Origin of the sequence: Pseudomonas sp. Sample_10 (assembly GCF_004321495.1) — a bacterium.
Taxonomy (GTDB): domain Bacteria; phylum Pseudomonadota; class Gammaproteobacteria; order Pseudomonadales; family Pseudomonadaceae; genus Aquipseudomonas.
On sequence record NZ_RCOE01000243.1, the window covers coordinates 31,671 to 43,159 of the forward strand.

Annotated in this window: 13 protein-coding genes; 10 read left to right on the top strand and 3 right to left on the bottom strand. The window is 58.1% G+C overall.

Annotation, left to right across the window (positions count from 1 at the left end):
• Positions 1-165: 165 nt before the first annotated feature.
• A complete protein-coding gene (locus tag D8U18_RS24400; RefSeq protein ID WP_130906631.1) occupies positions 166-864 on the top strand; it encodes a TetR/AcrR family transcriptional regulator in 699 nt (232 codons plus the stop codon).
• A gap of 176 nt (positions 865-1,040) precedes the next feature.
• Positions 1,041-1,871, top strand: coding sequence for an alpha/beta hydrolase (locus tag D8U18_RS24405; RefSeq protein WP_056853319.1), 831 nt, complete (start codon positions 1,041-1,043; stop codon positions 1,869-1,871).
• Positions 1,872-1,969: 98 nt separating this feature from the next.
• On the opposite strand, the gene D8U18_RS24410 is transcribed toward D8U18_RS24405, so the two are convergent.
• Positions 1,970-2,512, bottom strand: a complete 543-nt coding sequence (locus D8U18_RS24410) for a cytochrome b (protein WP_056853320.1) — start codon at positions 2,510-2,512, stop codon at positions 1,970-1,972.
• A 199-nt stretch (positions 2,513-2,711) separates the two neighbouring features.
• Here D8U18_RS24410 and D8U18_RS24415 point away from each other — a divergent pair, with 199 nt between their 5' ends.
• The 7 genes from D8U18_RS24415 to D8U18_RS24445 are packed head-to-tail and all read left to right on the top strand — an operon-like array spanning position 2,712 to position 9,006.
• Positions 2,712-3,389 (top strand): thermostable hemolysin, encoded by a 678-nt coding sequence (locus D8U18_RS24415; RefSeq protein WP_131108711.1) that lies wholly within the window; start codon positions 2,712-2,714, stop codon positions 3,387-3,389.
• Positions 3,379-4,860, top strand: coding sequence for an AMP-binding protein (locus tag D8U18_RS24420; protein WP_131108713.1), 1,482 nt, complete (start codon positions 3,379-3,381; stop codon positions 4,858-4,860). The genes D8U18_RS24415 and D8U18_RS24420 overlap by 11 nt, the downstream gene beginning before the upstream one ends.
• A complete protein-coding gene (locus tag D8U18_RS24425; protein WP_130904643.1) occupies positions 4,857-5,531 on the top strand; it encodes an iron-containing redox enzyme family protein in 675 nt (224 codons plus the stop codon). Before D8U18_RS24420 ends, D8U18_RS24425 begins: the two co-directional genes overlap by 4 nt.
• Positions 5,518-6,327 (top strand): SDR family oxidoreductase, encoded by an 810-nt coding sequence (locus D8U18_RS24430; RefSeq protein ID WP_131108714.1) that lies wholly within the window; start codon positions 5,518-5,520, stop codon positions 6,325-6,327. The genes D8U18_RS24425 and D8U18_RS24430 overlap by 14 nt, the downstream gene beginning before the upstream one ends.
• Positions 6,324-6,968 (top strand): tetratricopeptide repeat protein, encoded by a 645-nt coding sequence (locus D8U18_RS24435; RefSeq protein WP_130906628.1) that lies wholly within the window; start codon positions 6,324-6,326, stop codon positions 6,966-6,968. Before D8U18_RS24430 ends, D8U18_RS24435 begins: the two co-directional genes overlap by 4 nt.
• Positions 6,969-6,979: 11 nt before the next feature.
• Complete coding sequence (locus D8U18_RS24440; protein WP_056853326.1) at positions 6,980-7,642, top strand: response regulator; 663 nt, start codon at positions 6,980-6,982, stop codon at positions 7,640-7,642.
• Positions 7,639-9,006: an ATP-binding protein gene (locus D8U18_RS24445; RefSeq protein ID WP_130906627.1), complete on the top strand. Its 1,368-nt coding sequence runs from the start codon at positions 7,639-7,641 to the stop codon at positions 9,004-9,006. Before D8U18_RS24440 ends, D8U18_RS24445 begins: the two co-directional genes overlap by 4 nt.
• Positions 9,007-9,179: 173 nt before the next feature.
• Here the strand turns inward: D8U18_RS24445 and D8U18_RS24450 are convergent, their stop codons facing one another.
• Complete coding sequence (locus tag D8U18_RS24450; RefSeq protein ID WP_130904647.1) at positions 9,180-10,010, bottom strand: type 1 glutamine amidotransferase domain-containing protein; 831 nt, start codon at positions 10,008-10,010, stop codon at positions 9,180-9,182.
• A 667-nt stretch (positions 10,011-10,677) separates the two neighbouring features.
• On the opposite strand from D8U18_RS24450, the gene D8U18_RS28815 reads away from it, so the two are divergent.
• Positions 10,678-10,824 carry a hypothetical protein gene (locus D8U18_RS28815; protein ID WP_177434465.1) on the top strand — a complete coding sequence of 49 codons (147 nt, stop codon included), beginning with the start codon at positions 10,678-10,680 and terminating at the stop codon, positions 10,822-10,824.
• Positions 10,825-10,923: 99 nt separating this feature from the next.
• Here D8U18_RS28815 and D8U18_RS24455 read toward each other — a convergent pair whose 3' ends face one another.
• Positions 10,924-11,367: a GNAT family N-acetyltransferase gene (locus tag D8U18_RS24455; RefSeq protein ID WP_131108716.1), complete on the bottom strand. Its 444-nt coding sequence runs from the start codon at positions 11,365-11,367 to the stop codon at positions 10,924-10,926.
• Between the last annotated feature and the right edge of the window lie 122 nt (positions 11,368-11,489).

The window sequence follows — 11,489 nt, forward strand, 5'->3', positions numbered from 1 at the left end:
ACTCACCTCATGCGCGCCTGAGGCGCGCTCAGTTGCCGGATATCGATGTGAAGTCGTTCTGCCCGGCGCAGCGGTCGTGCCGTGCTCGGGGTTGTTGGCATATCCCGTGCCTTCTGCCTATTATGAGACTCTAGTCTCATGAATAGACGGAGTATCATTTATTCCATGCCGAAACCGAAGTCAAGCCCGTCCGTCAGCGACATCGATTCCCAAGGCCGCGCCAACCAGAAACATCGCACGCGCCAAGCGCTGATCGATGCCGCCATTGCCATGCGCGACGAGGGCCATAACCCGACAGTCGCACAGGTGGCCGAGCGCGCAATGGTCTCGCGCGCCACGGCCTATCGCTATTTTCCTTCCATGGAGGCCCTGATCAGTGAGACCGCGGCCGATCGTGAGATGAAGCCGCTGGAGCATTTCTGGCAGCCGGGAGACGATCCGGTGAAGGCCGTCGGGCTTGCGGCGATCGCGTTGAACAAACTGTTGATCGAGGACGAAATCGGCCTGCACGTGATGGAGCGTTCTTTCATGACCGTGTGGCTGGAAAGTGAGACGCACGAGCCGTTAAGGCCAGGCCGGCGGATGAGCTACATCGAGCCGATCGTCGACTCACTCAAGGACACGCTTTCACCCCGGGCACGCAAACGACTGAAGCAGGCGCTGTCGATCGTCATGGGCACCGAGGCGATGATTGCCGTGCGTGATATCAGCGGTGCAAGCATCGAGGAATCACTCGACTGCGCCGCTTGGGCGGCGAGGGCGCTGGTGCGTCAGGCGCTGGTGGAAGGCGAGCAGGCGCGACAAAAGCGCAGGGCCGATCCTGCGATCAGGCCTGAATCCTCAATCGTCAAAGGCCGTGGGTAGTCTTGAAGGCGCCAATCCGCTGATTGTTGCCAGTTCGCCTATGCTCATATTCCGCCTGGCAAAACCATTGACCTTGAAGTTGACTTCAAACCTGAAGTGATTGGGCGGCGAAGCAGTGCAGATGCAACAGGACACGATGCCGATCGTGACCTCCATTTCATACAGGAGATGCGAGCATGGGTTATGTGACGACGCAGGACGGTGTTGAGATCTTTTACAAAGACTGGGGGCCACGTGATGCCCAGGTGCTGTTCTTTCACCACGGATGGCCACTCAGTGCGGATGACTGGGATGCGCAGATGCTGTTTTTCCTGGCAAACGGCTACCGGGTCATTGCACACGACCGGCGCGGCCACGGACGATCCACACAGGTTTGGGACGGGCACGATATGGATCACTATGCCGACGATGTCGCGGCCGTGGTCGACCATCTTGGGGTGCAAGGCGCTGTCCATGTAGGACACTCCACCGGCGGTGGCGAAGTCATCCACTACATCGCGCGCCATGGCGAAGACCGTGTGTCGAAGGCCGCAATCATCGGCGCCGTACCACCGTTGATGGTTCAGACCCCAGGCAATCCTGGAGGCTTGCCGAAGTCGGTTTTCGATGACTTGCAGGCGCAACTGACCGCCAATCGCGCGCAGTTCTACCATGACGTTCCAGCAGGACCTTTCTACGGTTACAACCGCCCGGGTGCAACACCGTCCGAGGGCATCATTCGCAACTGGTGGCGCCAAGGCATGATGGGCTGTGCGAAGGCGCATTACGACGGAATCGTAGCCTTCTCCCAGACCGACTTTACCGACGATCTCAAGAGCATCACGATACCGGTGCTGGTGATGCACGGTGATGACGACCAGATCGTGCCCTACGAAAACTCCGGGCTCCTGTCGGCCAAACTATTGCAGAACAGCACCCTGAAAATTTACTCGGGCTACCCGCACGGAATGCCTACCACCCACGCCGATGCAATCAATGCTGATTTGCTGGCGTTCGTAAAAGGCTAGGCGAAGGGCGGGGTGGGTGGAAAACCTGCCCCGGCCTCTTGTGGAGTTGAATTCGAAGGCGTTCGGATTTTGATTGAATGTCCGGGGCTCAAGGGCAATCAACGCCTTGGCAGCATACGGGTCAATGTGTTGTCGCCCACGTAGTAATGATGAAACAACCCCGCCGCCGCATGCAGGCCGATCAGCCAATAACCGGCGCTGCCGAGCAGCTCGTGCCATTGCTTCAATTGCTTGGCCAGGTCAGGATCGACCGCCACCGGTGCAGGCAGGAAAAAACCGAAATACGGCATCGGTTTGCCGCCTGCTGCCAGCATCAGCCAGGCTAGCAATGGCGTGGCGATCATCAGGACATACAGCGCCAGATGCATCAGGTGAGAAATAGCGGTTTGCCAGGCGGGCAACGCTGGCGTGATGGGTGGGCGTGGTGTCAGTCGCCCGAGCAGACGGACCCAGACCAGGGCAAAGATGGCAAGACCGAACAGCCCGTGCAACCCGAGAAACAAACCCTTTAAAGGGTTGCCCCGTGGCAACAATCCCTTGGTTTCGATGCAAACGTATACGCCGACGAAGAGCGCCAGCATCAGCCAGTGCAAAGTGATCGACAGCCTTGTGTAGCGTTGTGTTGTTTTATCGCCAGTCATTTTTGGCCTCATGCAGGTAATAAACTGTCAACTCGATTGAACAGCGTGGGTTCGGCTATCGAGCCGACGGCTGTCACACTGCCCGCCAAGCCTTAAGGCAATCTGAAGACGATTTTGGTCAAACTTTTTTCACCTTCAGACTTCGTTAAGAAATGCGTTTGATACTTCTCCCAAATTGATCCGGGGGAGGTGTCTTTCAATGTCCGATTTCAACTGGAATGTTCAGTTGCCGCTGCATTTCGGCCAAGCCGAAACGCCGCAGATGCGTCTGGTCAGAGCACTGCCCGACGACCCGCAACGGTGCACCTTCGAAAGTTTCATCCAGCAACGTTTTCGCCAGGCCCATGGTGCCGACATTCGCCATTTCATGCCGCAATTGTTTGGCATGAGCGATGCGCTCGGCGCGCTGCATGCGGTGGTGGGTGTACGTCTGGCAAGCGACGGACCGCTGTTTCTCGAGGGTTATCTGGATGAAGCGATTGATCCGCTGATCAGTGCTGCCGCGGATCAGGCCATAGTCCGTTCGGGTATCGTCGAGGTGGGCAATCTGGCGGCCAGCAGCACAGGAAGTGCTCGGCTGAGCATTATCGCGATGACTTATCTGCTGGCCATGGGCGGTCTTGAGTGGGTGGCATTTACTGGAAACCTGGGGCTGGTAAACAGTTTCCATCGCTTGGGTTTGAAGCCAGTGACGCTGTGTGCCGCCGACCCTGCGCGGCTGGGCGAGGACCGCCACGCCTGGGGCAGTTACTACGAAAGCAAACCTTGGGTCCACGTTGGCAACATTCGGGCCGGGTTCGTTCATTTAAGCAACATAGGTCTGTTTAGCCGCTTGGGCTTGCCAACGTCCATGGAGGGGGCCTGTCATGTCGCCTGAAGTGGAACGTTTCAAACTGACCCTGCGCAACCATGCCGAGCGAAAATCCAATACCACCGCGCTATGGGACGATCAGCAAAAGCTGGACTATGCCACGCTGTATGCAGAGGTTGTTCATCGCCAGCAGCGCTTGCGCGATGAGCACGTCAAAGTGCTTGCATTGGCACTGGGCAATGGCATCGACGCCATGCTCTGGGACTTGGCTGCGTTGTTTGAAGGCTTGACCTGTGTGGCCTTGCCGCCGTTTTTCAGCCCGGCGCAACGGCAACATTGCCTGGAACAAAGCCAGGCCGAACGGGTGATCGCCGAGCCTTCATTGCAAGAGGAGCTGCAAGCCGCGGGCTACCAGAAGAGTGGCGAGTTCTGGTGTCGCGCTTTCAACAGCCCGAGCCGTTTGCCTGAGGGCACTGCCAAACTGACGTTCACATCGGGCACGACAGGTACCCCCAAAGGTGTGTGCTTGAGTGCCGAGAGTATTCTGCGGGTCACCCGCGAACTGGACCAAGCCAGCAAGCCTACTGATCCGCAACACCACCTGGCCCTGCTGCCGTTGGCCATTTTGCTGGAAAACATTGGTTGTTATGCCGCGTTGTACGCGGGTGCCACCTTGAGTCTGCCAAGCCAGGAGTCACTGGGTATTCAAGGCGCCAGCGGTGTGAATGTACCGCTGCTGCTGGGATGCCTGGCCAGTCGATGCCCTCACAGTCTGATCCTGGTGCCACAGCTGCTGCTAATGCTGGTCAGCGCTGCCGAGCAGAAAGCCTTTGATCCCCGGCATTTGCGTTTTGCCGCCGTGGGAGGGGCCCGGGTTTGCGAAGACTTGCTGCGGCGTGCCGAGCGTGTGGGCATTGCGGTCTACGAAGGTTACGGGTTGTCGGAATGTGCGTCGGTGGTATGTCTCAATCGTCCGCAAGCACGGCGTCTCGGCAGTGTCGGGCGGCCATTGTCCCATGTGCAGATTTGCCTGGCCGACGATGGCGAAGTGTTGATCAAGGGTGCGACCCTGCTGGGCTATCTGGGGGACGCACCGAATACCGCCCAGTGGTGGCCCAGCGGTGATCTCGGTGAGTTCGACGCCGACGGGTTTCTATACATCAAGGGCCGCAAGAAGCATCAATTCGTCACCAGTTTCGGGCGCAATGTTAACCCCGAATGGGTCGAGGCCGAATTGACCCAGCGCCGCCATATCGCCCAGGCGTTCGTCTACGGCGAAGCCATGCCACGCAACCATGCGCTGCTCTGGCCCCATCATCCCGACTGCACTGACGAACAACTGGCCGCCGCCGTGGCCCAGGCCAACGAGGCTTTGCCCGATTACGCCCGGGTCCACCACTGGACTCGCCTTAACCAACCGTTCACCGCCACCAATGGCTTGCTGACAGCCAATGGTCGACCCCGCCGGGACGCCATCGTCGAGCGTTACCGGGCGCAACTGAGCGAATCTGCATTTTCCGAGGAATCCGCACCATGAGTTTTTTTGAAACCCTGCAAGAAGCCACTCACCAAGAACGCTTGACGTTGTTCAACCTGCCGATCATTCGCAATGCGTTGCAGGGCAACGTCAGCCTCGAAAGCTACCGGGCCTTTCTGACGCAGGCCTATTACCACGTGCGTCATACCGTGCCGTTGATGATGGCCTGCGGTGCACGCCTGCCATTGCGCCTGGAATGGCTGCGTGAAGCGGTATGCGAATACATCGAAGATGAGTACGGTCATGAAAAATGGATACTCGATGACATTGAGGCTTGTGGCGGTGACAGGGATGCCGTGCGCGACGGCCGCCCGTCCTTGCCTATCGAATTGATGGTCGGTTTCCTTTACGACCTGATTGCCCGAGACAACCCGGTAGGACTGTTCGGCATGGTCAATGTGCTTGAAGGCACCAGCATTGCCCTGGCCACCCACGCCGCCAGCAGCATTCGCGAACGCCTGGACCTGCCGGAAAGCGCCTTCAGCTACCTCAGTTCCCACGGCTCTCTGGATATCGAGCACATGCAGACCTACCGGCGACTGATGGACACCCTGGATGATCCGGATGACCAGGCCGCCGTCATTCATGCTTCGAAAGTGGTCTATAAGCTATACGCCGACATGTTCCGTGGGTTGCCGGGCGACGGGGAGAACCGCCATGCGCCTGTCTGAAGCTCGAGTCGTGTTGACCGGTGCCAGCGGTGGCATCGGCCTGGCCATCGCCACCGCCCTTTGTGCCAGTGGTGCCCATGTGCTGGCGGTGGCTCGACATAGGGAGCCGTTGGATGCGTTGCTTAAACGCTACCCGAATAATCTGTGCTGGGTAGGCGCCGATCTGACCGTCGCCGCCGAGCGCCGGGAGGTACAGGCAGAAGCCGAAAGCATGGGCGGCATCAACTTGTTGATCAATGCCGCCGGCGTCAATCATTTCGCCATGCTCGAACAACTCGATGACAACGAGATCAACGCGATGTTGGCGGTGAACATCAGCGCGCCGATCTGTCTGACCAAAATCCTGCTGCCGATCCTCAAGCAAGCTGACAGCGCCATGGTGGTAAACGTCGGTTCGACCTATGGCTCCATTGGCTACGCCGGATACGCCAATTATTGCGCCAGCAAGTTTGCCCTGCGCGGGTTTTCCGAAGCCCTGCGCCGGGAGCTGGCCGACACGCGGGTCAGCGTCCTCTACGTTGCCCCGCGAGCCACCCGCACCAGCATGAACAGTCCGGCAGCCCAGGCGCTGAACGATGCGCTCAAGGCCAATGTCGACGATCCGCGTACCGTGGCGACCGCGGTGATTCATGCCATTGCCGGTGACCGTCGCGACTTGTACCTGGGATGGCCGGAACGTTTTTTCGTGCACCTCAACAGTTTGCTACCGCACCTGGTGGACCGTGGCTTGCGCAAGCAATTGCCGCTGATCCGCCGCTTGAGCCAGAAAACAGACCAGGAGAATCTCAAACCATGAAATACATCATCGCATGCCTGCTGCTTGGCGCCTTCAGCCAGGGCGCCTGGGCGCTGGACGCTGCCGATCAGCAGCGCCTGAACGATATCCAGCAAAGCTGGGCACATATTCAGTACGAAGTGCCGGAAGGGCAGCGAACCGCCGCGTTCGAAAAGCTCGCTGCACAAGCCTCACGCTTCACTCAGGAGCGCCAATCGGTTGCTGAAGCGTGGATTTGGTCCGGCATCGTCACCAGCAGTTGGGCCGGTGCCCAGGGAGGGCTGGGGGCGCTGGGCAAGGTCAAGGAAGCCAGGGCCGATCTGGAAAAGGCACTGGCGATTGACCCCAAAGCGCTGCAAGGCTCAGCCTACACCAGCCTCGGCGCGCTGTATGATCGTGTACCGGGATGGCCCATCGGTTTTGGCGACTCGGACAAGGCCGGGGAGTTACTCGAACTGGCCCTGCGCATGAACCCAAATGGTATCGATAGCCTGTACTTCTGGGGTGATCACCTCTACCGTCAAAAGCGTTACGTTGAAGCCAAGGCTGCGCTACAAAAAGCACTGCTGGCGGCGCCTAGACCCGGACGCGAAACCGCCGATGCCGGGCGTCGCAAGGAGATCGAAGCACTGTTGGTGGACATAAACAAGAAACTTGGCTGACAGGAGTCCATGTGCGTTTATTACTGATAGAGGATGACGTGGCCCTCGGCGAGGGGATATCTCAATCCCTGGGTCGCGAGGGTTACACCGTCGACTGGTTGCAGGACGGCAGCAGCGCATTGCATTCGCTGCTCAGCGAAACCTTCGATCTGGTGGTGCTCGACCTCGGCCTGCCGCGCATGGACGGTCTGCAGGTATTGCGGCGTTTGCGTGACAGTGGCTCCAACCTGCCGGTGCTGATCCTTACCGCGCGCGATGCCACCGAAGACCGTATCGCCGGGCTGGATGCCGGGGCCGATGATTACCTGATCAAGCCTTTTGACCTGGCGGAATTGAAAGCCCGCTTGCGTGCACTTTTGCGCAGAAGCGCCGGGCGCGCGCAATCGACGATCGAGCACGCGGGCATCAGCCTTAATCCCGGCACTCAGCAAGTCAGCTATAAGGGCGAGCCCGTGGCCCTGACGCCCAAGGAATACCAACTGCTGCACGAACTGCTTTCGCCGCCCGGGCGGGTGATGACTCGCGACCATTTGATGCAACTGCTGTACGGCTGGAGCGAGGAAGCCGAAAGCAACACGCTGGAAGTTCACATCCATCATTTGCGCAAGAAATTCTCCACCGACCTGATCCGCACCATCCGTGGTGTCGGTTATCTGGTGGAGGAGCGCGGATGACTTCGATCAGGCGGCGCACCCTGACGCTGATCATCGGCCTGATGCTGGCCGGCCTGGCCGTGATCAGCCTGCTCAACCTGCACGACAGCAACCACGAAATCGCCGAAGTCTATGACGCACAACTGGCCCAGAACGCCCGGCTGCTGCAAGGCGTGATGCGCATGCCCATGACCGGCAAAGAACATGCTGATTTGTACCAGGCTTTCAATCAGGCCCTGAGCGAAGCGGTGCCAAGGGTCGACGGCCATCCCTACGAGACGAAGATTGCCTTTCAAGTCTGGAACGCCAGTAACGAAGTACTGGTACACACCGCTAGCGCGCCGTCTTTCAACCCACCGCCAAGGACGCCAGGCTTCAGCGATGTCGTCGACTTGAGCAATCGCCGCTGGCGTGCCTTTCTGCTCGAAGACAAGCAAAACGGTTTGCGCATCTGGGTAGGGGAGAGAGACGACGTCCGCTCGGACCTGGTCGACCGAATTGTGCGCCATACGTTGTGGCCCAATATTCTGGGAAGCCTGATGCTGGCGGCCATGATCTGGTTGGCCATTGGCTGGGGCTTGCAGCCGCTGGTCAACATGGCCGCGACATTACGGGCCAGGCACCCTGGCTCGCTCGAGCCCTTGCAATTTACGCCGTTGCCCACGGAGCTAGAACCCATGCAGGCAGCGCTCAACCGAATGCTCGCGCAGATTCAGGAAGTGCTGGGGCGTGAGCGACGATTCGTCGCTGACGCCGCCCACGAAATGCGCACGCCACTGGCCGTGCTCAGGGTCCATGCGCAGAACCTTCTGGAGGCAGGGAGCGAAGCTGATCGTCGCACCTCACTTGAACACCTCATCGCTGGCGTGGACCGTACCAGTCGGCTGGTCAATCAATTGCTCACGATGGCCCGCATCGAACCCCAGGCAGGCACGCAAACACCCGCGCCGATCGATCTGGTTGCCACCGTTCGTGAGAGCCTTGTTCAGTTGACGCCCTGGTTGTTGAGCAAGGAGCTCGAACTGGTTTTCGATGTCACCGCCGACATCCAGCCTGTGAGAGTAGACCCCGCTGTCATTGATATTGCCTTGAACAACCTGGTCACCAATGCGGCGAATTTCTCCCCGCTGCATGGCGTGATCACGGTGAGGCTGAGCAAAAAGGACAATCGCTACGAACTCAGCGTCGAAGACGAGGGGCCGGGAATCAACGAAGAAGATCGCGAGCGACTTTTCGAGCGTTTTTACAGTCGCGGAAACGACCAGGGTGCAGGTTTGGGGCTGGCTATCGTTCAGACGATTGCGGAACGCTTGGGAGGGCAAATCAGATTAGAGAATCGTATCCCTGCAGGACTGCGCGCTACATTGGAGATTTGTCGTTTCTGACCCGGCCTTTCATGTTCCGATGGCCGATTTCTCTCCGGTGCGGTGCGAGCCTTTGGGCCTGAGCGAACAATGCGGGCGTCGTCTTCCGACGCCCAAGCTTCCAGCGTGTCGGCAGAGACGGCGGTGCTGGAGCCAAAGCTGATTGACCCGCAGCACCTGCAACCAGGCTGGGATTACTTCATTTTCGCCAGCATGGCCACGGCGACTGCCTTTGCCGACTGTGGGTTCTGGCCGGAAATGACTTCGCGATCCTCGACCACGTTCTCGCTCCATGGCTTGGCTTCGGAGAAGTTCGCACCGGCTGCCGTCAGGCCATCCTGCGGGAACAGTTTCATATGACCGCCACCGAGGAAACCTTTGGCCTGCTCTTCTTCCGCGTCGGTGAAGGCGGTGACTTTGTAGCCCTTGTAAATCCAGTTGGCTGGCGCTGCCGGCTGCTTGCCCGATTCCAGCGCAGAGACAAAACCGCGCGCGTCCGGGATCGCCGACAACATGGCTATGGTGCCATGGCAGGTGAAGCCGGTGACTTTGCCTTTTTCATGGAAGTTGGTCAGCAGTTGGCCCAGTTGCTTGTCCTTCAGCAGATCCTGCATCGGGACATGGCCGCCAGGCACGAATACGGCATCGAACTTGTCGTAGCCGATTTTCTGAACCTGCGCGAAGCTGATTGCCGGCGAGTCGCTCTTCGAGGTCAGCTTCAGCGTGGCCAGCAGCGCGAGACTTTCCTGACGGGCCTTTTCATCGCCGCCCCAGAAGTTCACATCATTGGATTTCTCGTCCGCCGTTGGCGCCTTGCCGCTAGGGGTGGCAAATACAACGGTTTGACCCGCGGCAATGAAAGTCTGCACCGGTTGCATTAATTCGTTCAGGAAGAAACCTGTCTGCATGACCTTACCGTCTTTCAGGTCCAGTTGAGCCTGATCCGACAGGACAACCAATACCGTGCCGGCATTGGCATAGTTAGTGGCAGCGGCGAGCAGGGCGGCAATAATGGTTTTTTTCACGGGATGCTCCAGCAGGGATGGTTTGATGGAGTCATCTTATTGCTAGATCTGGCGATGGTAGAGACCAATAATTGAATTTCACTTATTACATTGAGTAATCAATTTTAGGAAACGTTGGCGCCGAAAATCAGTGCTGGGTTGTGTTGGCCGTCGCAGTAATGGCAGCTTCAACCTATTCGCAAATGAAATGAACAGCAGGAGGGGGCGAAAAACATTGATATGCACGCGTAGACAATACATTTTTCAATTGTTTCGATCTCGAGCAGGCTCGCTCCTGCGGGCGCGTTGTTTGGCGTTTTAAACGTCGTTGTGGGTTTGTGTTTAAGCGTCCTCAGGCTTTCTTCCAGAAAGCCACAAAACCTTGCGCCGTTGCCTACGGTTACGCCAGAATCCGCCGGCTTGTGCGTCTTGGGGCTGCTCGGTAACTTGATTCGCGTCACTGCACATCAGTGATCGGGTTTCGCAGCCCGGTAATCTCTAGGCACACATCGTCTACCGTCCCTGAGCAGATCGTCAGGTCTGCCTCTCATGTCATGGCGGCTGTGCGTGGGAGACCTTCGGGTCTGCCAGGTTCCTAGAGTCCTGGTCTGCGAACCCGCGTACAGTTGCCACCTAACTTTCGTTTCGCAGCGAATGGTGTCAGCTCCATTTCTCTAGGAGTTTCATCATGATCAAACCGACGCCCAATCCCCCGGAAAACGATCCAGTTTCCCCCTACGAATCCGACTCGAAAAAGCTCAACGACGCCGCCGAGCGGGACGAATTTATTATTCTAAAAATAGATCTGTCCCCTTTTTCATTTTTTTCATTCTGACCACCGATTGCCTCGGAATTCACCAGCACCATACTCGGCAGAGAACGGGTAAAAGTGGACGGTCGCCTACTCTGGCAACTGAGCAAATCACAGCCTTGATCAGCTCAGTCGCTCATACCGGAGGTAACCATGGGAATCGGTTCCCATGCATGAGAAGCCTGCTCTCTCGTACATGAGTGCGGCTGGATTATCGGGTCGCACGCTTAAACGCAGATAAGCAAATCCATTTTGCTTAGCGGTGGCCGCGTAAGCGTTGAGCAGCGATAGGCCAACGCCGTTCCGCCTGTAGACCTGGCTGACGTTGATGGTGCAGAGCTCCGCGTAATCTTGTTCGGGTGTCCACAACGAGTAACCGGCAAACTGCTCGTCAATGATCGCAACCGTCAATCGATCGAAGTTTTCAACCCATCGAGTGAGGTGACGCTCCAACTGTAGCCGCCAGGTATCTTCGTGAGTGGGCTCCCAAGACCGAATGTAGTCCTGCTCTCCCCGGTATATCGAAGGAAGATCGGTCACGTGGGCTTGCCTCAAAATGAGGGTCATCTGAACGCCTCCTGCGTGTTGAGCATGGGGATTTACCGCGTGATATGACGCGGAAATCCGGCTTTGTGATGTTCGGGGTTATCGACCGCTTTCAAGTGGTAGTGACGGCAAAAATCACGTTC